Origin of the sequence: Micromonospora sp. NPDC048170 (genome assembly GCF_040652795.1) — a bacterium.
In the GTDB taxonomy this organism is placed as follows: Bacteria; Actinomycetota; Actinomycetes; order Mycobacteriales; family Micromonosporaceae; genus Micromonospora.
This window is the reverse complement of sequence record NZ_JBEZMR010000049.1, coordinates 14,213-39,258: the sequence shown is the minus strand read 5'-3', so window position 1 is coordinate 39,258 and position 25,046 is coordinate 14,213. Positions and strand designations below refer to the sequence as shown.

3 protein-coding genes and 1 pseudogene are annotated in these 25,046 nt (G+C 74.2%); all 4 read left to right on the top strand.

Annotation, left to right across the window (positions count from 1 at the left end):
* Window positions 1–9: 9 nt before the first annotated feature.
* Window positions 10–237: pseudogene (locus AB0D32_RS31525) on the top strand (KR domain-containing protein); the annotation flags it as partial.
* Window positions 238–258: 21 nt separating this feature from the next.
* Window positions 259–1,023 carry a phosphopantetheine-binding protein gene (locus tag AB0D32_RS31520; protein WP_357098150.1) on the top strand — a complete coding sequence of 255 codons (765 nt, stop codon included), beginning with the start codon at window positions 259–261 and terminating at the stop codon, window positions 1,021–1,023.
* A gap of 244 nt (window positions 1,024–1,267) precedes the next feature.
* Window positions 1,268–2,128: a metallophosphoesterase gene (locus AB0D32_RS31515; RefSeq protein WP_357098147.1), complete on the top strand. Its 861-nt coding sequence runs from the start codon at window positions 1,268–1,270 to the stop codon at window positions 2,126–2,128.
* 325 nt (window positions 2,129–2,453) lie between these two features.
* On the top strand, window positions 2,454–25,043 hold the full coding sequence (locus AB0D32_RS31510) for a type I polyketide synthase (protein WP_357098142.1): 22,590 nt from the start codon (window positions 2,454–2,456) through the stop codon (window positions 25,041–25,043).
* The last annotated feature ends 3 nt before the right edge of the window (window positions 25,044–25,046 follow it).

Genomic DNA, 25,046 nt, shown 5'->3' with positions numbered 1-25,046 from the left:
TTGGGTGAGGTGGGTGTGGGTGAGGTGGAGGAGGTGTTGCGGGCGAAGGTTGGTGGTGCGGTGGTGTTGGATGAGTTGACGGCGGGTTTGGATTTGGATGCGTTTGTGGTGTTTTCGTCGATTGCGGGGGTGTGGGGTTCGGCGGGTCAGGTGGGTTATGCGGCGGCGAATGCGTTTTTGGATGGGTTGGTGGTGTCGCGGCGGGGTCGTGGGTTGGTGGGGACGTCGGTGGCGTGGGGTCCGTGGGGTGGGGCGGGTATGGCGGTGGGTGTGGCGGGGGAGGAGTTGGGTCGGCGGGGGTTGCCGGGGATGGTGCCGGAGTTGGCGGTGGTGGCGTTGCAGCGGGTGTTGGATGAGGGTGAGGGTGAGGTGGTGGTGGCGGATGTGCGGTGGGATCGGTTTGTGTCGTCGTTTACGGCGTTGCGTCCGTCTCGGTTGTTTGCCGAGATCCCCGAAGCACAGTCCGGGCCGGACGAGGCGACGCCGAGCGCCGAGGACCGTGGCGCGGCGTCGGCGCTGCGGGAACGGCTGGCCGCCGCCTCCGGGTCGGAACGCGAGCGCATCCTGCTCGACCTGGTCCGCGGCACCGCGGCGGCGGTGCTGGGACACGCCACGCCGAGCGGGATCAGGCCCGGCCGCGGCTTCCTCGAACTGGGCTTCGACTCCCTCACCGCCGTCGAACTGCGCAACCGGCTGACCGCCGAGACGGGGATCGGGCTGCCCGCCACCCTCGTCTTCGACCATCCCACGCCGAACGCGCTCGCCGGTCACCTGCGGGCCGAGTTGGCGCCCGACCAGCCGGCGCTGCCGATCGTGGCGGAGATCGAACGCCTCGACGAGCTCCTCGGCGGGCTGCCGGGCGACCAGGTCGACGAGACGGTCGTCGGCCGGCTGGAGGAACTGGTGGCCAGGTGGCGGGGGCGACCCGCCGCCACACCGACGCCGACCGCCGGGGAGGCACTGGAGTCGGCGAGCCGGGACGAACTCTTCGACATCATCCAGCGGGAGTTCGGGAAGTCCTGACCGGACGTCAGGCCCGCCGTGGTGCCGCACGGCGGGCCTGAGTAGGACACTCCGGCGGCGCGGGACACCGCGACCTGACCGGCGTCGTCGCCGCCTAGGGGTCCGTGGAGCCTGTCTAGGGGTGTGCCGGTGCGGTCCCGGCTCCGTAGGGTCGGAGCCCGTCAGGTCGTTTCGCCCTGCCCATCGGCAGTCGAACGGTACGGATGTGGGTGCGTGCGGTACCCCGGATGGACGGGAGGTCCGCATGGCCGGATCCGGCCTGCCTCAGTTGCTCGCCATCAGCGACCTGCACGTGGTCCACGCCGAGAACAAGGCCGTCGTCGAACGGCTGCGGCCGGAGCGGGACGGCGACTGGCTCATCGTCGCCGGTGACGTCGGAGAGTTCGTCAGCGACATCGAGTGGGCGCTGGGGCTGCTCAGCCGCCGGTTCGCCAAGGTGATCTGGGCTCCCGGCAACCACGAGCTCTGGACCCCCCGCGAGGACCCGGTGCAGCTGCGGGGGGAGGCGCGCTACCAGCACCTGGTGCAGCTGTGCCGCGGTCTCGGCGTGGTCACCCCGGAGGATCCGTACCCGGTCTGGGACCCGCAGGGAGACGACCCGGTCCTCGTCGCCTCGCTGTTCCTGCTCTACGACTACACCTTCCGGCCGGCCGGGACGTACACCCGGGAGCAGGCCCTGGCGCGGGCCCACGAGGTCGGCGTGGTCTGCACCGACGAGATCCTGCTGCATCCGGACCCGTACCCGACGCGGGACGCCTGGTGCCGGGCGCGGCTGGCCCTGACCGAGCGTCGGCTCACCGCCGAACGGGGCGGGCTCCCCACCGTTCTGGTCAACCACTTCCCGCTCGTCCGGGAGCCCACCCGCATCCTCCGGTACCCGGAGTTCGCGCAGTGGTGCGGCACCGAGGCCACCGCGGACTGGCACGTCCGATTCGACGCCCGTGTCGCCGTCTACGGCCACCTGCACATCCCGCGCACCACCTGGTACGACGGGGTCCGGTTCGAGGAGGTCTCGGTGGGCTACCCACGGGAGTGGCGTCGCCGCTCGACGCCTCCCGGACAGTTGCGCCGAATCCTGCCGACGGCGGCCGGCCAGCCCGCCTGACCGGCGGTCGCACTGCTGGTCGCAGGCTCCTCCGGAGTGCGCCGCGACGGCCCTTGCGGGCCGGTCGATCAGGGGTTCTCTAGGGGTTGGGCACGAGATTGGCGCTCAGTAGCGTCCAGTCACGGTGGCGGGCGTGTGTCGGCAGGACGGTCCGGCGTGGCGGGCGCCTGAGCAGGCACGACAACCGGAATTCGGAACAGGGATCGGGTTCATGAGCCGAACGGTCATGTCTCCACTCACCTGTGCACGAAGCCGGTCCGTCGGCGGTGGCGTGGTCAACGAATCGGCAGATTCCGGTCAATAGCAAGCTCTGGGCGGGTGGGTCATGGCGGACGAAGACAAGCTCCTCGAACACCTGAAGTGGGTGACCTCCGAGCTCCGCCTGGCGCGCCGGCGCCTGACCGAGCTGGAGAACGAGGACGCCGAGCCGATCGCGATCGTCGGCATGGCCTGCCGGTTCCCCGGCGGTGTCGCCTCACCGGAGGACCTCTGGGACCTGGTCGCGGGCGGCGTGGACGCCACCGGGACCTTCCCCGACGACCGGGGCTGGGACCTCGACGGGCTCTACGATCCCGATCCCGACCACCCCGGCACCACCTACAGCAACCGGGGCGGCTTCCTGCGGGACGCCGGCCTGTTCGATCCGACCCTGTTCGGGATCTCGCCGCGCGAGGCGCTGGCCATGGACCCGCAGCAGCGGCTCCTGCTCGAAGTGACCTGGGAGGTCTTCGAGCGGGCCGGCATCGACGCGGAGTCGGTGCGGGGCAGTCGTACCGGGGTGTTCGTCGGCACCGCGGGGCAGGACTACACGTCCGTGCTGCGGCAACTGCCCGAAGGCACGGAGGGCTACGTTCTCACCGGCACGGCGGCGAGCGTCATGTCGGGCCGGCTGGCGTACTCGTTCGGGCTGGAGGGCCCGGCCGTCACGATCGACACCGCCTGCTCCTCCTCGCTGGTCGCCCTGCACCTCGCCGGCCAGGCCCTGCGCGACGGCGAGTGCTCCCTCGCCGTGGCGGGCGGCGTCACCGTGCTGGCCACGCCCGGCGCCTTCGTCGAGTTCTCCCGCCAGCGGGGGCTCGCCTCCGACGGCCGGTGCAAGGCGTTCTCCGCCGACGCCGACGGGACCGGCTGGTCCGAGGGCGTCGCCATGCTGCTCGTCGAGAAACTGTCCGACGCCCGGCGCAACGGTCACCCCGTCCTGGCGGTGATCCGGGGCAGCGCGGTGAACCAGGACGGCGCCAGCAGCGGCCTGACCGCTCCCAACGGCCCCTCCCAGCAGCGGGTGATCCGGCAGGCGCTGGAGAACGCCCGGCTCAGCCCGTCCGACGTGGACGTGGTCGAGGCGCACGGCACGGGCACCCGGCTCGGCGACCCGATCGAGGCGCAGGCGTTGCTGGCCACCTACGGCCGGGGACGGGCCGCCGACCGGCCGCTGTGGCTGGGGTCGCTGAAGTCGAACATCGGTCACCCGCAGGCCGCCGCGGGCGCCGGCGGCGTCATCAAGATGGTGATGGCGATGCGGCACGGCGTGCTGCCGCCCACCCTGCACGTGGCCCAGCCGTCCCCGCACATCGACTGGTCGGCGGGGGCCGTGTCGCTGCTGGACGAGGCGCGGCCGTGGACGGGCGGCGACCACGTCCGCCGGGCCGCCGTGTCGTCCTTCGGCATGAGCGGCACGAACGCCCACCTGATCCTGGAGCAGGCCCCGACTTCCGACCCGGACGCCGCCGAGGCCGCCCCGTCGCGCCGGCCCGTCGTCGCGCCGGTGCTGCTCTCCGCCGCGCAGCCGGCCGCGTTGTCCGCGCAGGCCGGCCGGTGGGCCCGCTGGTGGGGCGAGGACGAGCAGTCGCGCCCGCTCGACGTGGCCTGGTCGTCGGTGGTGTCCCGCTCGACGCTCGACCGGCGTGCGGTGGTGCTCGCCGAGGACCGCGCGGGCCTGCTGGCGGGCCTGGAGGCGCTGGCGGTGGGAGCGTCGTCGGGCACGGTGGTCACGGGCCAGGCCGGGGATCCGGGTCCGCTGGCGGTGCTCTTCTCCGGCCAGGGCGCGCAGCGTGCCGGCATGGGCCGGGAGCTGTACGAGACGTTCCCGGTCTTCGCCGCCACCCTGGACGAGGCGTGCGGGCACCTGGACCGGGTGCTGCCGCGCCCATTGCGTGAGGTGCTGTTCGCGGCCGAGGGTTCCGCCGAGGCGGAGCTGCTGGACCAGACCGCGTTCACCCAGGCCGGGTTGTTCGCCGTCGAGGTGGCGCTGTTCCGGCTGGTGGAGTCGTTCGGCGTCGTGCCGGACTTCGTGGCCGGGCACTCGATCGGCGAGATCGCCGCGGCGCACGTCGCCGGAGTGCTGTCCCTCCAGGACGCGTGTCTGCTGGTGGCGGCTCGCGGCCGGTTGATGCAGGACCTGCCGGCCGGTGGCGGCATGCTGGCGGTGGCCGCCGACGAGGTGGCGGTGGCGGAGTCGATCGCCGGGTTGACCGACCGGGTCGGCATCGCGGCGGTGAACGGGCCGACCTCGGTGGTGGTGTCGGGTGCCGTCGACGCCCTCGACGACATCGAGCGGGTGTGGCGGGAGCGGGGTGTGCGTACCCGCCGGTTGACGGTGAGCCACGCGTTCCACAGCCCGCTGATGGAGCCGGTGCTGGAGCGCTTCCGGGGCATCGTCACGCGGTTGACCTTCGCCGCGCCCGTGCTGCCGATCGTGTCGAACCTGACCGGGACGCTCGCCGACAGCGAGGAGATCCGTACACCGGAATACTGGGTGCGGCACGTGCGGGAGGCCGTCCGCTACGCCGACGGGATCGCGGCCCTGCGCGACGCCGGGGTGGACACGTTCCTGGAGATCGGTCCGCAGAGCGTGCTGACCGCGATGGCGGCGGACATCCTGCCCGACGGCGACGTGCTGACCGTCGCCGCCCAGCGCCGGGACCGGCCGGAGACGCACGGGCTACTGACGGCGCTGGCCGAGCTGCACGTGCACGGCGTGCCGGTGAACTGGCAGCAGTGGTTCACCGACACCGGCGCGCGGCGGATCGACCTGCCCACGTACGCCTTCCAGCGGGAGCGGTTCTGGCCCGAGGTCGTGCCGTGGCGGGTCGGCGACGTGTCGGGCGCGGGCCTGGGCGTGGCGGGGCATCCGCTGCTCGGTGTGGCGGTGCGGCTGGCCGGTGACGACGAGGTGGTGCTGACCGGGCGGCTGTCGGTGTCGACGCATCCGTGGCTGGCGGACCATGTGGTCGGCGGCGCCGTGGTGGTGCCGGGTACCGCCCTGGTGGAGTTGGCCGTGCGCGCCGGTGACGAGGTGGGTGCGTCGCGGGTACGGGAGCTGACGGTGGCGGCGCCGCTGGTGCTGCCGGAGTCCGGCGCGGTGCGCGTGCAGGTGCGGGTCGGCGCGGCCGACGGCGCCGGAGTCCGGTCGGTGTCCGTGTACTCCCAGCCCGAGGAGGACGGCGACACCGAGTGGGTGCGGCACGCCGACGGCGTGCTCGAACCGATGTCGGCCGACGAGCCGGGTGTCGGGGCGTGGCCGCCGGCGGGCGCGACCGAGGTGGACCTGACCGGGTGGTATCCGGCGCTGGCGGAGCACGGCCTGTCGTACGGGCCGGTGTTCCAGGGTGTGCGGCGTGCCTGGACGGCTGACGGTGAAGCGTACGCCGAGGTGGCGTTGCCGGACGGGGCGGCCGGGGACGCGACCGCGTTCGGGGTGCACCCGGCGCTGCTGGACGCCGCGCTGCACCCGGTGGCGCTGCTGCTGGCGGCGGAGGCGACGAGCGGGCCGCGGGTGCCGTTCGCGTTCGAGGGTGTGCAGGTGCACGCCTCGGGTGCCAGGACGCTGCGGGTGCGGTTGACGCGGGACGGGTCCGGGGTGCGGCTGGTCGCCTGCGACGGCTCGGGAGCGCCGGTGGTGTCGGTGGACTCCCTGGTGCTGCGGGAGATGACCGCCGTGGCGACGCAGGGTGCCGCCGCCCGGTCGATGTTCGAGGTGGCCTGGCAGGCCGACCGGATCGGTGGAGTCGACGACCTTCCGGGGTGGGTGGCGCTGGGCCTGCCCGCACCGGCTGCGCTGCCGGAGCTGCCGGCCTTCGCGGACGTGGCGGCGCTGGCGGCGAGCGGCGCGCCGGCCCGGCAGGTGCTGCTGACGGTGCCGGCCGGCGGACCCGGCGTCGCCGTGCCGGACGCCGTGCTGTCGGTCACCAACGGTGTCCTGGAGGTGCTGCGGTCCTGGCTCGCCGCCGAAGCGCTGGCGGACGCGAAGCTGGTGGTGGTCACCCGGGGTGCGGTGGCCGCCGGCGACGACGACCAGGTCACCGACCTGGCTGCCGCGGCGGTCTGGGGCCTGCTGCGGTCGGCGCAGTCCGAGCACCCGGGGCGGATCGTCCTCGCCGACGTCGAGGGGGAGCTGGACCGGGCGACCCTCGCCGTGCTGGCCGGAGCCGCGGTCGACCCGTCGGTCTCCGGCGGCCAGCTCGCGGTGCGGGGCGACCGGACCCTCGTGCCGAGGCTGGTGCGGCCGGCGGGCGACGAGCTGACGCCGCCGTCGTCCGGGCCATGGCACCTCGCCTCCGTCACCCCCGGCACCCTGGACGGGATCGGGTTGGTTCGTGCGGTGCCCGGGGTGTTGGACGCGGGTCAGGTGCGTGTTGCCGTACGCGCGGCGGGGGTGAACTTCCGTGACGTGTTGATCGCGTTGGGGATGTATCCGGATCCGGCGGCGGTGATGGGTAGTGAGGGTGCGGGCGTGGTGGTCGAGGTCGGCCCGGGCGTGACGGACCTGGTGCCCGGCGACCGGGTGATGGGCATGTTCGAGCTCGGGTTCAGCCCGCAGGCGGTCGCCGACCGGGCGCGGATCGCGAAGATGCCCGCCGGCTGGTCCTTCGCGCAGGCCGCGTCGGTGCCGGTGGTCTTCCTGACCGCCTTCTATGCGTTGCGTGACCTGGCCGGGTTGCGGTCGGGCGAGTCGGTGTTGATCCACAACGGTGCGGGTGGGGTCGGCATGGCCGCCATCCAGCTCGCCCACCACCTCGGCGCCACCGTCCACGCGACGGCGAGCCCCGGCAAGTGGGGCGTGCTGCGTGGGCTGGGGGTCGCCGACGAGCGGATCGCGTCGTCGCGGAGCACGGAGTTCGAGCAGGCTTTCGGTTCGGTCACCGGCGGCGCCGGGGTGGACGTGGTGTTGGACGCCCTGGCCGGTGAGTTCGTCGACGCGTCGCTGCGGTTGTTGCCGCGTGGTGGCCGGTTCGTGGAGATGGGCAAGGCCGACGTACGCGACCCGGAGGTGGTGGCCGCAAGGCACCCCGGGGTGGCCTACCGCGCGTTCGACCTGAACGAGGCCGGCAGCATCCGGATCGGCGAGATGCTGACCGAGGTGCTGGCGCTGTTCGAGCAGGGTGCGTTGCGGCCGTTGCCGGTGCGTTCGTGGGACGTGCGGCAGGCCCGGCAGGCGTTGCGGCACATCAGCCAGGCCCGCCACGTCGGCAAGGTGGTGCTGCGCGTCCCCGCCCCGGTGGACCCCGACGGCACCGTGCTGGTCACCGGAGCGTCCGGGACCCTGGCCGGCGTGGTCGCGCGGCACCTGGTCGCCACCGGTCAGGCCCGCCACCTGCTGCTGGCCTCCCGCCGCCACCCCGGCGACGACTACGCCGTCCTGGTCCGGGAACTGACCGACGCGGGCGCCGACGTCACCGCCGTGGCCGTCGACGTCAGCGACCCCGCACAGGTCACCGAGCTGATCGCCGGGGTGGACCCGGCGCACCCGCTGACCGCGGTGGTGCACACTGCCGGGGCGATCGCCGACGCGACCATCGGCTCGCTCGACGAGCAGGCCCTGCGTACGGTGATGGCGCCGAAGGTGGACGCCGGCTGGGCGTTGCACGAGGCCACCCGCCACCTGGACCTGGCGGCGTTCGTGGTGTTCTCCTCGGTCGCGGCCACCCTCGGCTCCCCGGGGCAGGGCAACTACGCCGCCGCCAACGCGTTCCTCGACGCGCTCGCCGCGTACCGCCGGCAGCAGGGACTGCCCGCCACGAGCATCGCGTGGGGCATGTGGGCCACCGCCAGCGCGATGACCGCCCACCTCGACGGGGACGACCAGCAGCGGCTCCGTCGGGTCGGGATGAGCGGTCTCTCCCCGGCCGAGGGCGCCGAACTCCTCGACGCCGCCCTCCCGGCGGTCCCGCCGGTCGTCGTCGCGGCCCGACTCCAGCTCACCGGGGAGGCGAGCCAGGTGCCGCCGCTGATGCGGCACCTGCTCCGCGCCGCCGGCCGACGGCGGACCGCCACCGACCAGCAGACCACCGGGGCGTCGTGGCGCGACCGGCTGGGCGGCCTGTCCGAGGCGGATGCCCGACAGGCGCTGGTCGACCTGGTCTGCGGACAGGCCGCGACGGTGCTGGGTCACGCCTCGGCGCAGACGGTCCCCGCCGCCCGGGCCTTCAAGGACCTCGGGTTCGACTCGCTGACCTCGGTGGAACTGCGCAACCGGCTGGGCGCCGCGACCGGGCTGCGGCTGTCCGCCACGCTGGCCTTCGACCACCCCACCCCGGCCCGGCTGGCCGACCACCTGTTCCAGCAGCTCGGCCACACCACCGGCGCCGGCCCGACGGTCCGTACCGCCGTCACCGCCGACGCCGACGAGCCGATCGCCATCATCGGCATGGCCTGCCGCTACCCCGGCGGCATCGCCACCCCCGAGCAGCTGTGGCAGCTGGTCACCTCCGGGTCCGACGCCATCGGCGGCTTCCCCACCGACCGCGGCTGGGACCTGGAGCGGCTGTACGCCACCGACGGCGACAAGGCGGGCGGCACCGTCACCGACCAGGGCGGATTCCTCTACGACGCGTCCGCCTTCGACGCCGGCTTCTTCAACGTCAGCCCCCGCGAGGCCCTCGCCATGGACCCGCAGCAGCGGCTGCTGCTGGAGACCGCCTGGGAGAGCTTCGAGTACGCCCGCATCGACCCCACCGGTCTCGGCGGCACCGCCACCGGTGTCTTCATCGGAGCCGCCTCCTCCGGCTACGCCACCAGTGGACGCGACGACCTGGAGGGCCTCGAGGGGCACCTGCTCACCGGAACGGCGGGCAGCGTCGCCTCGGGCCGGGTCGCCTACACGTTCGGCCTCGAAGGCCCGGCGGTCACCGTCGACACCGCCTGCTCCTCGTCCCTGGTGGCGCTGCACCTCGCCGCCCAGGCGCTGCGCGGCGGCGAGTGCGACCTGGCCCTGGCCGGCGGGGTGGCGCTGATGGCGCAGCCCGGCATGTTCTCCGAGTTCTCCCGGCAGGGTGGGCTGGCCCCGGACGGGCGGTGCAAGGCGTTCGCCGCCGGCGCGGACGGCACCGGCTGGTCCGAGGGCGTGGGAATGCTCCTGGTGGAGCGCCTCTCCGATGCCCGGCGCAACGGGCACCGGGTGCTCGCCGTGGTCCGGGGCTCGGCGGTCAACCAGGACGGCGCGTCCAACGGGCTGACCGCCCCGAACGGCCCGTCGCAGCAGCGGGTGATCCGGCAGGCCCTCGCGAACGCCCGCCTGACCCCGGCCGACGTGGACGCCGTCGAGGCGCACGGTACCGGCACGACCCTCGGCGACCCGATCGAGGCGCAGGCGGTGCTGGCCACCTACGGGCAGGACCGCAACGGCGGAGACCCGCTCTGGTTGGGGTCGATCAAGTCGAACATCGGTCACGCGCAGGCGGCGGCGGGTGTGGCTGGTGTGATCAAGATGGTGCAGGCGATGCGGCACGGGTTGCTGCCGTCGACGCTGCACGTGGACGAGCCGTCGCCGCATGTCGACTGGTCGGCCGGTGCGGTGGCCCTGCTCACCGAGGCGCGGGCGTGGCCGGCGGTGGATCGGCCGCGCCGGGCGGCGGTGTCGTCGTTCGGCATCAGCGGCACCAACGCGCACACCATCATCGAACAGGCGCCCGACGAGTCGGCTCCGGCGACGCCCCCGCCGGCAGGGGACCTTCCCGGCCTGGTCGGGCCCACCGCCGTGCCCCTGCTGGTGTCCGGCAGGAGCCCTCGCGCGCTCCGGGCGCAGGCCGCCCGCCTCGGTGAGCGGCTCGCCGGCGACGCCGACCTGGACCTGTGCGACCTCGGCCTCTCCCTGGCCACCGAGCGGGCCCACCACCCGTACCGGGCGGTCGCCGTGGCCGCGGACCGGGACGACGCCGTCACCCGGCTGGCCGCGCTCGCCTCCGGCGACAGTTCGCCGGCCAGCGCGGACGCGACGCCGAAGGTCGTCTTCGTCTTCCCCGGCCAGGGCTCGCAGTGGGCGGGCATGGCGCTCGACCTGCTGGACACCTCGCCGGTCTTCCGGCAGCGGATGGCCGAGTGCGCGGAGGAACTGTCCGGGCTGGTGGACTGGTCCCTCGAGGACGTGCTGCGGGAGGCGCCCGGCGCGCCGCCCCTGGACCGGGTGGACGTGGTCCAGCCCGTGCTCTTCTCCGTCATGGTGTCCCTCGCGCGGCTCTGGACGTCGTGCGGCATCGAACCGGCCGCTGTCGTCGGGCACTCGCAGGGGGAGATCGCCGCGGCCTGCGCCGCCGGCGCGCTGACCCTCGCCGACGCGGTGCGGCTCGTCGTGGCGCGCAGCCGCGGCCTGCTGGCCATCTCGGGCCACGGCGGCATGGTCTCCGTCCCGCTCCCGGCCGCCGACACCGAGCAGTTGATCGCGCCGTGGCAGGGCACCCTCTCCGTCGCCGCCCTCAACGGCGCCGCCGTGACCGTGGTCTCCGGTGACTCGGCGTCGGTCGCCGAACTGCTCGCGCACTGCGCCGAACGGGACCTCCGGGCCCGGGCGATCGCCGTCGACTACGCCTCGCACTGCGGCCACGTCGACGCCGTACGCGACGACCTGACGGCCGCCCTCGGCACGGTCGACTCCCGGTCGACCGCGGTGGCCTTCCACTCGACGGTCACCGGCGAGCCCATCGACACCGCCGAGCTCGACGCGGACTACTGGTACCGCAACCTGCGGGAAACGGTCCGGCTCGCGCCGGTGGTGGACCGGCTGATCGACCAGGGCTTCCGGGTCTTCGTCGAGGTCAGCCCGCACCCTGTGCTCAAGGTGGTCGTCCAGGACGCGCTCGAGAAGGCCACCGGTGCGCTCGACGCGGGCATCGTGGTGGGTTCGCTGCGCCGCGACGAGAGTGGGCCGCGGCAACTGCTGACCGGCCTCGGTGAGCTGCATGCCGCCGGGGTGACCGTGGACTGGGCGAGGGTGTTCGCCGGCTCCGGTGCCGCCCCGGTGGATCTGCCGACGTACGCCTTCCAGCGGGAGCGGTTCTGGCCGGCGGTGGACCGGTCGGTGGTCGGCGATGTGTCGGGCGCGGGCCTGGGCGTGGCGGGACACGGGCTGCTCGGTGCGGCGGTGCAACTGGCCGGTGACGACGAGGTGGTGTTGACCGGGCGGCTGTCGGTGTCGACGCACCCGTGGCTCGCGGACCACGCGGTCGGCGGCGCGGTGATGTTGCCGGGTACCGCCCTGGTGGAGTTGGCCGTGCGCGCCGGTGACGAGGTGGGCGCGTCACGGGTACGGGAGCTGACCATGGCGGCTCCGCTGGTGCTGCCGGAGTCCGGCGCGGTGCGCGTGCAGGTGCGGGTCGGCGCGGCCGACGGCGCCGACGCCCGGTCGGTGGCGGTCCACTCGCAGCCCGACGGCGACCCGGAGGCCGAGTGGGTGCGGCACGCCGACGGCGTGCTGGAACAGGCCGCCGACGAGCCGGAGGTGGGCCCCTGGCCGCCCGTCGGGGCTTCCGAGGTGGACCTCGCCGGCTGGTACCCGGCACTGGCGGAGCGGGGCCTGAGCTACGGCCCGGCGTTCCAGGGCCTGCGCCGGCTGTGGACCGTCGGCGACGAGGCGTACGCCGAGGTCGCCCTGCCCGACGAGACGACCGCCGACACCGCCGGCTTCGCCGTGCACCCGGCGCTGCTGGACGCCGCCCTGCACCCCGTGGGGCTGCTGCTGACCGAGCGGTCCAACGGGCCTCGGGTGCCCTTCGCCTTCGAGGGCGTGCAGGTGCACGCCTCCGGGGCGCGAGCGCTGCGGGTGCGGCTGACCCGGACGGGTTCCCGGGTGCGGCTGGTGGCCGCTGACGAGTCGGGCACCGCGGTGGTCTCGGTGGAGTCACTCGCGCTGCGGGAGATGACCGACACCGCCCGCCCCGACACCGCGGAGCGGTCGCTGTTCGAGGTGACCTGGCAGCCCGAGCGGGTGACCCCGGCGCAGGACCTCTCCGGCTGGGTGCTGCTCGGCGACACCGACGCGCCGGCGGGCCTGCCCACGCCGGTGTTCCCGACCGTCGGCGACCTGGTCGGGGCGGTCTCCGCCGGGACGGTCGAGACGCCCCGCGCGCTGGTGCTCGCGGTACGCCCGGACACGCCGGACGCCGAACTGCCCGACCTGGTGCGCGCGACCACCGCCCGGGTCCTGGACGTGCTGCACTCCTGGCTGGACGCCGAGGCCCTGGCCGACACGAAGCTGGTGGTGCTGACCCGGGGCGCCGTGGTGGCCACGCCGGCCGACTCGTTGCGGGACCTGGCCGGCGCGGCGGTCTGGGGCTTGCTGCGGTCGGCGCAGTCCGAGCACCCGGGGCGGATCGTCCTCGCCGACGTCGAGGGCGAACTGACCCCGGCGACCCTCGCCGTGCTGGCCGGCATCGCCGGGGAACCCGCGGCGACGGGCGGCCAGGTGGCGCTGCGCGGCGACGAGGTGCGCACGCCGCGCCTGAGCCGGCCCACCGGCCCGGTGGCCGACGAACTGGTCCCCCCGGCCGGCCTGTGGCGGGTCGGGGCGGTGGCCCCCGGCACCCTGGACGGGATCGGGTTGGTTCGTGCGGTGCCCGGGGTGTTGGACGCGGGTCAGGTGCGTGTCGCGGTGCGGGCGGCGGGGGTGAACTTCCGTGACGTGTTGATCGCGTTGGGGATGTATCCGGATCCGGCGGCGGTGATGGGTAGTGAGGGTGCGGGCGTGGTGGTCGAGGTCGGCCCGGGTGTGACGGACCTGGTGCCCGGCGACCGGGTGATGGGTATGTTCGAGCCCGCCTTCGCCCCCGAGGTGATCGCCACCCGCGATCTCGTCGCGAAGATCCCGACCGGCTGGTCCTTCGCGCAGGCCGCGTCGGTGCCGGTCGTCTTCCTGACCGCCTTCTACGCGTTGCGTGACCTGGCCGGGTTGCGGTCGGGCGAGTCGGTGTTGATCCACAACGGTGCGGGTGGGGTCGGCATGGCCGCCATCCAGCTCGCCCGGCACTGGGGCGCGACGGTGTTCGCCACCGCCAGCCCCGGCAAGTGGGACGTGCTGCGGGGGCTGGGGGTCGCCGACGAGCGTATCGCGTCGTCGCGGAGCACGGAGTTCGAGCAGGCGTTCGATTCGGTCACCGGTGGTGCCGGGGTGGACGTGGTGTTGGACGCCCTGGCCGGTGAGTTCGTCGACGCGTCGCTGCGGCTCCTGCCGCGTGGTGGCCGGTTCGTGGAGATGGGCAAGGCCGACGTACGCGACCCGGAGGTGGTGGCCGCAAGGCACCCCGGGGTGGCCTACCGCGCGTTCGACCTCAACGAAGCCGGACACCGGCGGATCGGCGAGATGCTGACCGAGGTGCTGGCCCTGTTCGAGCAGGGCGCCCTGCGGCCGTTGCCGGTGCGTTCATGGGACGTACGGCAGGCCCGGCAGGCGTTGCGGCACATCAGCCAGGCCCGCCACGTCGGCAAGGTCGTCCTGCGGGTGCCCGCGCCCGTCGAGCCGGACGGCACCGTACTGGTCACCGGCGCGGGCGGCGCTCTCGCCGGCGTGTTCGCCCGGCACCTCGTCGCCACCGGTCAGGCCCGCCACCTGCTGATGGCCTCCCGCCGCGGCCCCGAGCAGTACCAGGACCTGATCGACGAGCTCACCCGGGAGGGCGCCCGGGTCACCGTCGGCACCGCCGACGTGGCCGACCCCGCCCAGGTGGCCCGACTGCTGGAGCTGGTGGACCCGGCGCACCCGCTGACCGCGGTGGTGCACACCGCCGGGGCGATCGCCGACGCGACCATCGGCTCGCTCGACGAGCAGGCCCTGCGTACGGTGATGGCGCCGAAGGTGGACGCCGGCTGGGCGTTGCACGAGGCCACCCGCCACCTGGACCTGGCCGCGTTCGTGATGTTCTCCTCAGTCGCGGCCACCCTGGGCTCACCGGGGCAGGGCAACTACGCCGCCGCCAACGCGTTCCTCGACGCCCTCGCCCGGCACCGCCGGCAGCAGGGACTGCCCGCCACCAGCCTCGCCTGGGGACTGTGGGCCACCAGCAGCGCGATGACCGCCCACCTCGGCGGCAACGAGCACCGCAAGGCGATCCGCGCCACCAGCGCCCCGTTGACCGACCAGCAGGGCGTCGCGCTCTACGAGCTGGCGCGGCAGCGCGGCACCGCTCACCTCGTACTCATGAACCTGCCGCCAGCGGCGTCACGGCCGGCGGGCGGGACCGTACCCAGCCTGCTCCGCGACCTGATCCGCACCTCCGCGCCCGCGCGACGCACGGTGGGCCGGGGCCCGGCGGACGCCGCGTCGGTGCGGGACCGCCTGGCGATGCTCAGCCCCACGGAGCGGCGCGGTCACCTGCTCGACCTGGTGGCCACGAACGTGGCCGCCGTGCTCGGGCACCGCTCGGCGGAGAACGTCGACGCCCACCGCGCCTTCAAGGAACTGGGCTTCGACTCGCTCACCTCGGTGGAACTGCGCAACCGGCTGTCCGCCGCGACCGGGCTGCGGCTGCCCGCGACCGTGGCGTTCGACTACCCGGCCCCGATGGTGCTCGCCGAGTTCCTCGACCAGGAACTGGGCGGCGGCACGGCCGTGGCCCGGCCCGCGGCGGTCGGCACGGCCGCCGCGCTCGACGAGCCGATCGCCATCATCGGCATGGCCTGCCGGTTCCCCGGCGAGGTGCAGACCCCCGAGCAGCTCTGGGACCTGGTCACCGCCGGCGCCGACGTCATCTCGCCCTTCCCCACCGACCGGGGCTGGGACCTGAACGACCTGCGGGCCGACGGCGAGGACAATCCGTCCGTACCCCGCCAGGGCGGCTTCATCCACGACGCCGCCCAGTTCGACGCCGCCTTCTTCGGGATCTCACCCCGGGAGGCGCTGGCCATGGATCCGCAGCAGCGGATGCTGCTGGAGACGTCCTGGGAGGCCTTCGAACGGGCGGGAATCGACCCGCACTCGGCGCGGGGCAGCAGCACCGGCGTCTACGTCGGGCTCATCTACCACGACTACGCCTCCCAGGCCGCCGGTACGACCGACGAGTTGGAGGGCTACGTCGGCAACGGCAGCGCGGGCAGCGTCGCCTCGGGGCGGATCTCGTACCTGTTCGGACTGGAAGGCCCCGCGGTCACCGTCGACACCGCCTGCTCGTCGTCGCTGGTGGCGCTGCACCTGGCCACCCAGGCGCTGCGGCAGGACGAGTGCCGGCTCGCCCTCGCCGGCGGGGTGAGCGTCATGTCCACCCCCGGCATGCTCACCGAGTTCTCCCGGCAGCGTGGCCTGTCGTCCGACGGTCGGTGCAAGGCCTTCGGCGCGGGCGCCGACGGCACCGGCTTCGCCGAGGGCGCCGGCATGCTCCTGCTCGAACGCCTCTCCGACGCGCAGCGCAACGGACACCGCGTCCTCGCCGTCGTGCGGGGCAGCGCGATCAACCAGGACGGCGCCAGCAGTGGCCTCACCGCCCCGAACGGCCCGTCGCAGCAGCGGGTGATCCGGCAGGCACTGGCCAACGCCCGCCTGACCCCGGCCGACGTGGACGCCGTCGAGGCGCACGGCACCGGCACCGCGTTGGGCGACCCGATCGAGGCGCAGGCGCTGCTGGCGACGTACGGGAAGGACCGGCCGTGGGACCGGCCGCTGTGGCTGGGGTCGATCAAGTCGAACATCGGTCACGCGCAGGCGGCGGCGGGTGTGGCCGGTGTGATCAAGATGGTGCAGGCGATGCGGCACGGGTTGCTGCCGTCGACCCTGCACGCGGACGAGCCGTCGCCGCACGTCGACTGGGCTTCCGGGGCGGTCGCCCTGCTCACCGAGGCGCAGCCGTGGCCGGCCGTGGACCGTCCGCGCCGGGCGGCGGTGTCGTCGTTCGGCATCAGCGGCACCAACGCGCACACCATCATCGAACAGGCGCCGGAGTACGCCCCGCCGCCGGTCGAAGCACCCACCGGGACGGCCCCGGGCGACCTCGTCGCCTGCGTCCTCTCGGCCCGCGACGACAACGCCCTGCGTGAGCAGGCCCGCCGGCTGCGGACCCTGGTGGTCGACGAGCCGGACCTGACCGTCGCCGACGTCGCCCGGGCGCTCGCCACCAGCCGGAGCACCTTCGAGCACCGCGCGGTGCTGCTGCCCCGGGACCGGGACGGCCTGCTTGCCGCGCTCGACGCGGTGGCGGACGACCAGCCCTCGGCCGCCGTCGTGCACGGCGTCGCCCGGGGCGGGCGGACCGCCGTCCTCTTCTCCGGGCAGGGCGCGCAGCGTGCCGGTATGGGTCGCGAGTTGTACGCGGAGTTCCCGGTCTTCGCCGCGGCGCTGGACGAGGTGTGCGGACACCTCGACCCGTTGCTGCCGCGTCCGTTGCGTGAGGTGATGTTCGCCGAGGCGGGCACGGAGGAGGCGGGGCTGCTGGATCAGACGGTGTTCACCCAGGCCGGGTTGTTCGCGGTCGAGGTGGCGCTGTTCCGGTTGGTCGAGTCGTTCGGCCTGGTGCCGGACGTGGTGGCCGGGCACTCGATCGGCGAGGTGGCCGCCGCCCACGTCGCCGGCCTGTTCAGCCTCGCCGACGCCTGCGCCCTGGTCGCCGCCCGCGGCCGGCTCATGCAGGCCCTGCCGCCGGGCGGCGGGATGCTCGCCGTCGGCGCCGACGAGCCGGCCGTCGTGGAGTCGCTGGCCGGGCACACCGGCCGGGTCGGCGTCGCGGCCGTGAACGCCCCGACCGCCGTGGTGGTCTCCGGCGACGGCCAGGCGCTCGACGAACTGGAGCGGACCTGGCAGGAGCGGGGCGTACGCACCCGCCGGCTGACGGTCAGCCACGCGTTCCACAGCCCCCTGATGGAGCCGATGCTGCCCGAGTTCCGGCGGGTGCTCGACGGACTGACGTTCCACTGGCCGACCCTGCCGATCGTGTCGAACCTGACCGGGGAGGTCGCTGACCCCGACGAGATCGGCACCCCCGACTACTGGGTCCGGCACGTACGCGAGACGGTCCGGTTCGCCGACGGCGTCGCCAGCCTCCGCGGGCGCAACGTCCGCGCGTTCCTCGAACTCGGCCCCGACGCGGTGCTCGCCGGCATGGTGCGAGACTGCCTGCCGGACGAGGCGACCACGCCCTCGGCCGCGGTGGTGGCGACCCTGCGTCCGGGCCGGCCCGAACCGGTGTCGCTCATGAACGCGCTGGCGGAGCTGCACGTGCACGGCGTGCCGGTCACCTGGACCGCCCTCCTTCCGGGCACCGTGACCCGCCCCGTCGACCTGCCGACGTACCCGTTCCAGCGGCAGCGGTACTGGCCGGCCGTGGGCCGGCTGCGGGCCGGTGACGTCAGCGGCGCCGGCCTCGGTGTGGCGGGGCACGGGCTGCTCGGCGCGGCGGTGGACCTGGCCGGCGACGACGAGGTGGTGTTGACCGGCCGGCTCTCCCTGGCCACGCACGGGTGGCTGGCGGAGCACGTGGTCTCCGGGCTGACGCTGGTCCCGGGTACCGCCCTGGTCGAGCTGGCCGTCCGGGCCGGCGACGAGGTGGGCCTGCCCCGGCTGCGCGACCTCACGGTGCTGGTGCCGCTGGTGCTCCCCGAGGCGGGTGGCGTACGGATCCAGGTCCGGGTGTCCGCGTCGGACTCGCCGCAGCGTCCCGTCGCCGTCTACTCGCGCCCCGACGACGACCCCGAGGCCGGCTGGACCCGGCATGCCGAGGGCGTGCTGGAGTCGCCCACGGCGGACGAGCCGAGGACGGGTGCCTGGCCGCCGGCCGGCGCCGCCGAGGTGGACCTGGCGGGCTGGTATCCGGCGTTGGCGGAGCGTGGCCTGTCGTACGGGCCGGCGTTCCAGGGGCTCCGGCGGGTGTGGACCGGCGGTGGCGAGGTGTTCGCCGAGGTGATCCTGCCGGAGGACGTGGCGATGGAGGCTGCCCGGTTCGGGGTGCATCCGGCGTTGCTTGACGCGGCGCTGCACCCGGTCGGGTTGTTGCTGGGGGCGGAGTCGGGTGGACCGCGGGTGCCGTTCGTGTTCGAGGGTGTGCAGGTGCACGCCACCGGTGCGGGCGTGCTGCGGGTGCGGTTGACCCGCAGCGGTTCCGGCGCGCGGTTGGTGGCGTGTGACGAGGTGGGTGCGCCGGTGGTGTCGGTGGACTCCCTGGTCCTGCGGGAGCTGACCGGCGAGGTTGCCCCGAGCGGGGCCGCGCGCTCGCTGTTCGAGGTGGCCTGGCAGACCGTGGAGGTCGAACCGGTCGACGACGTGTCGGGCTGGGCGGTGCTGGGCGGACCGGCCCTGCCGGGGATCCCCGGCGGCTCCTCCGCGGAGACGATCACCCAACTGCTGGCAGCGATCGACACCGGTACCGCGCCGCCGCGCCTGCTGCTGTTCGCGCCGACCGGGCTGGACACCGACGACGTCGACCAGGCGGAACAGGCCCGGGCCATGACGGCGGACGTGCTGGGCCTCGTACAGGCGTGGTTGAAGGCCGACGCCCTGGCGGACTCGAAGCTGGTGGTGATGACCCGGCGCGCCGTGTCCGTCGGGGACGAGGACGAGGTCGTCGACCTGGCCGGGGCCGCGGTGTGGGGACTGCTGCGATCGGCGCAGTCGGAGCACCCGGCCCGCATCGTCCTGGCCGACGTCGACCGTGGCGTGAACCCCAGCGTGCTGGGCACCCTCGCCCGGTTCGCCGGTGACCCGGCCGGTGGCCAACTGGCCATCCGCGCCGGTGAGGTGTTCGTGCCGCGACTGGTGCGGGCGGTGGCCCCGATGCCCGCCGACGGTCCCGTGCTCGGCGAGGGCACGGTGCTGGTGACCGGCGGCACCGGTGCGCTCGGTGCGTTGGTCGCGGAGCACCTCGTCTCGTCGGGCGGGGTGCGGTCGCTGGTGCTGGCGTCGCGCAGGGGTGCGGCGGGTGCGGAGGAACTGTCGGCGCGGTTGACCGCGCTGGGTGCCACCGTGCGGGTGGCGGCCTGTGACGTGACGGACCGGGACCAGGTGTTCGACCTGGTCGGCGAGATCTCCGCCGGGGGCCGGTTGGCAGGCGTGGTGCACGCGGCCGGCGTGCTGGACGACGGCGTGATCGAGCGGCTCTCCGCCGAGCGGTTGACGGGGGTGCTGGGGCCGAAGGTGTCGGCGGGCTGGTGGCTGCACGAGGCGACGGCCGACCTCGGCCTGGATCTGTTCGCGGTGTTCTCCTCGGTGGCGGGGGTGCTGGGTTCGCCGGGTCAGTCGGCGTACGCGGCGGGTAACGCGTTCCTGGACGGCCTGGCGGTGTACCGGCGGCAGCGTGGTCTGCCGGCGGTGAGCCTGGCGTGGGGGATGTGGGACACCGCCGGCATGGCGGCGTCGATCGGCGGAACCGACCGTGCCCGGTCGGCGCGCGTCGGCCTCCGGGCGATGAACGTCCGCACCGGGTTGGAGCTGTTCGACGCCGCCCTGGGGGCGGACCGACCGGCGCTGGTGCCGGCCGTCATCGACGTGCCGGCGCTGCGGACGGCGGCCTCCGGCGGGGTGGTGCCGCCGATGCTGCGGGTCCTGGTCGGAACGGCCACGAACCGCCGCCGGGCGGGGCAGGGCGGTGACGGCTGGGCCGACCGGCTCGCCGGCCTCAGCGAGCAGGACGGCCTCGCGCAGGTGGACCAGTTGGTGCGTGGCCTGGTCGCGCAGGTGCTGGGGCACGGCGGCGCGGAGGCGGTGCCGGCGGACCGGGCGTTCCGGGAGCTGGGCTTCGACTCGCTGACCGCCGTCGAGCTGCGCAACCGCGTGAACGGCGCGACCGGCCTGCGGCTCACCTCGACCCTGGTCTTCGACTACCCGTCCCCGCAGGTCCTGGCGGCCCACGTGTACCAGGAACTGCTCGGCGAACGGCTCGCGGTCGTCGCCTCCGACGAGTCGACGACCGGCGACGCCGACGAGCCGATCGCGATCGTGGGCATGGCCTGCCGCTACCCGGGTGGCGTGGAGTCTCCCGACCAGTTGTGGAAGCTGGTCAGCACCGGAGGGGAGGGGATCGGGGAGTTCCCGGCCGATCGCGGCTGGGACCTGGAGTCGCTGTTCCACCCCGATCCGGACCACCCTGGCACGTCGTACACCCGGCACGGCGGCTTCCTGTACGGGGCCGGGGCGTTCGACGCGGGCTTCTTCGGTATCTCGCCTCGTGAGGCTCTTGCGATGGATCCGCAGCAGCGGTTGCTGTTGGAGACGTCCTGGGAGACGTTCGAGTCGGCGGGACTGGATCCGCAGCGGCTGCGGGGCAGCCGGACGGGCGTGTTCGCCGGCGTCATGTACCACGACTACGCGACGCGGCTGATGGAGTTGGCCGACGAGGTCGAGGGGTACGTCGGCACCGGCAATTCCGGCAGTGTGCTGTCGGGTCGGGTGGCGTACACGTTCGGGCTGGAGGGCCCGGCGGTCAGTGTGGACACGGCGTGCTCGTCGTCGCTGGTGGCGTTGCACCTGGCGGTGCAGGCGTTGCGTAGTGGCGAGTGTGATCTCGCTCTGGCTGGTGGTGTGACGGTGATGGCGACGCCGGGGACGTTCATCGAGTTCTCGCGGCAGCGTGGTCTGTCGCAGGATGGTCGGTGCAAGTCGTTCGCGGCTGGTGCTGACGGCACGGGTTGGTCCGAGGGCGTTGGCGTGCTGTTGGTGCAGCGGCTCTCGGACGCCCAGCGGGAGGGCCGGCGGGTCCTGGCGGTGGTGCGTGGCAGTGCGGTGAACCAGGATGGTGCCTCGAACGGTTTGACGGCGCCGAACGGCCCGTCGCAGCAGCGGGTGATCCGTCAGGCCCTGGCGAACGCGCGTCTGACCACTGCGGACGTGGACGCCGTGGAGGCGCACGGCACGGGCACGATCCTCGGCGACCCGATCGAGGCGCAGGCGTTGCTGGCGACGTACGGTCAGGACCGGCAGGGCCGCGAGCCGTTGTGGTTGGGGTCGGTGAAGTCGAATATCGGCCACACCCAGGCTGCTGCCGGGGTGGCCGGTGTGATCAAGATGATCATGGCGATGCGGCACGGCCTGGTGCCGGCGACCCTGCACCTCGACGAGCCGACGCCCCACGTGGACTGGTCCGCCGGTGCGATCTCCCTGCTGACCGAGGCACGTCCGTGGCCGACGGTGGACCGGCCGCGTCGGGCGGCGGTGTCGTCGTTCGGGATCTCCGGCACCAACGCGCACGTGATCATCGAGCAGCCGCCGGCCGAGCTGGTGGAGGGCGAGATCGCCGCCGGGAACGTGCCGCCGGCCGTGCCGGTGCTGCTGTCGGCTCGCGACGGGGCCGGGCTGGTCGCTCAGGCTGAGCGGTGGGCGGCGTGGTTGAGCCGGGACGAGGGTGTGCGTCCGTTGGACGTGGCGTGGTCGTCGGTGGTGTCGCGTTCGGCGTTGGAGCATCGCGTGGTGGTGACCGGTGCGAGCCGGGACGACCTGGTCGCGGCGTTGACCGCCCTCGCCGGTGGCGACCCCGTCGGTACGGTCGTCTCCGGTGCGGCCGCCCAGCGAGGCCAACTGGCGCTGCTCTTCTCGGGTCAGGGCGCGCAGCGTGCGGGTATGGGCCGGGAGTTGTCCGAGGCGTTCCCGGTGTTCGCCGCCGCACTGAGCGAGGTGTGTGCGCAGCTGGATCCGTTGTTGCCGGGTGCGTTGCGGGAGGTGTTGTTCGCCGAGGCGGGCACCCAGGATGCGGGGTTGCTGGATCAGACGGTGTTCACGCAGGCCGGTCTGTTCGCGGTCGAGGTGGCGCTGTTCCGTCTGGTGGAGTCGTTTGGTGTCGTGCCGGACGTGGTTGCTGGTCATTCGATCGGTGAGGTGACCGCCGCGTACGTCGCGGGGGTCCTGTCCCTGGCGGATGCGTGCCAGCTGGTGGCGGCGCGGGGTCGGTTGATGCAGGCGTTGCCGGCCGGTGGCGGCATGCTCGCCGTGGCCGCCGACGAGGAGACGGTGGCGGAGTCCATCGCCGGGCTGACCGACCGGGTGGGCATCGCCGCCGTCAACGGTCCGTCGTCGGTGGTGGTGTCCGGTGCCGTCGATGCCCTCGACGAGGTCGAGCGGGTGTGGCGGGACCGGGGCGCGCGGACACGTCGCCTGACGGTCAGCCACGCGTTCCACAGTCCGCTCATGGAGCCGATGCTGGCGGAGTTCCGGACGGTTCTTGACGGGTTGACGTTCTCGGCGCCGTTGCTGCCGGTCGTGTCGAACGTGACCGGTGCCTTGGCAGATGCCGACGAGATCCGCACCGCCGACTACTGGGTGCGGCACGTGCGGGAGGCGGTCCGCTACGCCGACGGGGTCACCGCGCTGCGTGCGGCGGGCGTGGACGTGTTCGTGGAGGTCGGTCCGCAGAGCGTGCTGACGGCGATGGCCGCGGACATCCTGCCCGACGGTGACGGCATCCTGACTGTTGCGGTGCAGCGTCGGGATCGGTCGGAGGCGTACGGGCTGTTGGCGGCGTTGGCGGAGTTGCATGTGCACGGGCTGCCGGTGGCGTGGCAGGAGTGGTTCACCGACACGGGGGCGCGTCGGGTCGACCTGCCCACGTACGCCTTCCAGCGGGAGCGGTACTGGCCGGAGCCGGCAAGCCGACCGCGGAAGACGACGACGGACAGCGGCGACGCCGACTTCTGGGACGCCGTGGAACGCGCCGACCTGGCCGCCCTCGCGGCACAGTTCGGCGACGACGGCGCGGCCCTGGACGCCCTCACCCCCGTCCTGCCGGTCCTGTCGACCTGGCACCGGGCGCGTACACAGCGGGCGGTCGTGGACGGGTGGTCGTACCGGGTCGGCTGGAAGCGGACCGACGTCACCGCCGACCCGGCGAAGCCCGGCAGGTGGCTGCTCGTGACCGCGGAGGACGACCTGTCGGACGGCACCCTGGCGGAGTCGGTCACCAAGGCCCTCGCCGCGCTCGGCGCCGACACGGTCCGACTGACCGTCGACCCGATCGGCACCGACCGGGCCGACCTCGCCCGACGGCTTGCCGGCGTACTGGCCGACGGGCCGGTCACCGGCGTGCTCTCCCTGCTCGGCCTTCGCAACCAGCCGCACCCGGCCCACCCGGCCGTGCCCGTCGGGACGGCCGCCACGCTGCTGCTGCTCCAGGCGCTGCACGACGCCGGGGCGACGACCCGGCTCTGGTGCCTGACCCGGGGCGCGGTCAGCACCGGCGACGGCGACCCGCTGCGCGACGTCACCCAGAGCGGACTCTGGGGTCTGGGACTCGTGGCGGGCCTGGAACACCCCCAGCTGTGGGGTGGCCTGGTGGACCTGCCCGACCACGTCGACGCGACGGGCTGGGACCGGCTGGCACGGGTGGTGACCGGCTCCGGCGACGAGGACCAGGTGGCCGTACGACCCTCCGGGATGTTCGTCCGTCGTCTCGTCCGGGCGGCGGCCGCCGCTCCCGACACGGCGGAGCGGTGGCGGCCGTCCGGCACGGTGCTGATCACCGGTGGCACCGGCGCGCTGGGCGCCCACGTGGCCCGGTGGGCCGCGGCCAACGGCGCCGCGCACGTCGTGCTGACCAGCCGTCGTGGCGATCGTGCCGCCGGCGCCGCCGAACTGCGCGAGGAGCTGACCGCCCAGGGCGCCCGGGTGTCGGTCGTCGCCTGCGACGTGGCCGACCGCGATCAGGTGGCGGCCCTGCTGGCCCGGCTGGACGAGGACCCCGCGCCGCTGACGGCCGTGGTGCACGCGGCGGGCGCCGGCGACGTCGGCATGATCGCCGACACGGACCTGGCCGCGTTCGCCGGCGTGCTCGACGGCAAGGTCGCCGGTGCCCTGCACCTGGACGCCCTGCTCGGCGACCGGCCGTTGGACGCCTTCGTGCTCTTCTCCTCCATCGCCGGGGTGTGGGGCAGCGGCGGACAGTCCGCCTACGCCACGGGCAACGCCTTCCTCGACGCGCTGGCGGAGAACCGTCGCGGGCGGGGCCTGACGGCGACGTCCGTGGCCTGGGGACCGTGGGCCGACGGCGGGATGGCCACCGGCGAGGCCCAGCAACTGCTGGCCCGGCGCGGCCTGACCGCGATGGCGCCGGCCGACGCCGTGCACGCCATGCGGTGCGCCGTCGGCCTGCCCAGGGCGGCGCTGACCGTGGTCGACGTGGACTGGGCGGTCTTCGCCCCGGCGTACGCCTCGGCCCGGCCCCGGCCGCTGCTCGACGACATCGTGGAGGCCCGGGAGGCGGTCCACGCCCTCGGCGCGGAGCAGCCGGGCGGCGCCGCCGACGGGCTGCGGGAGCACCTGCTCACCCTGCCCCGCAACGAGCAGGTCCGGCACCTGGTCGACCTGGTCCGCACCCACGCCTCGGCCGTGCTCGGTCACCTCGGCACGGAGCGGGTCAAGCCCGGGCGCGCGTTCAAGGAGCTCGGCTTCGACTCGTTGACGGCGGTCGAGTTGCGTAACCGGCTGACGTCGGCCACCGGCCTGTCGCTGCCGGCCACCCTCGTCTTCGACTACCCCAACCCGGCCGTCCTCGCCGACAACCTGCTCGACGGACTGCTGCCCGAGGCGCGGCAGGCGGACGGCGGCGACCCGGCGGAGGTGGCGGTGCGGCAGGCGCTCGCGACCATCCCGCTGGCCCGCATCCGCGAGGCCGGCCTGCTGGACCTGCTGCTCAACCTCACCGATGCCGACGGCGGCGCCGGTGACGAGTCCACCGACGAGACCCTGGACCTCGACGAGATGGACACCGACACCCTCGTCAGGCTGGCGCTTGACGGAACCGATTCCTGACCG

Coding starts and splice junctions, on each gene's coding strand:
- AB0D32_RS31520 (WP_357098150.1), top strand. CDS start 259: ATGGCGGTGGGTGTGGCGGGGGAGGAGTTGGGTCGGCGGGGGTTGCCG.
- AB0D32_RS31515 (WP_357098147.1), top strand. CDS start 1,268: ATGGCCGGATCCGGCCTGCCTCAGTTGCTCGCCATCAGCGACCTGCAC.
- AB0D32_RS31510 (WP_357098142.1), top strand. CDS start 2,454: ATGGCGGACGAAGACAAGCTCCTCGAACACCTGAAGTGGGTGACCTCC.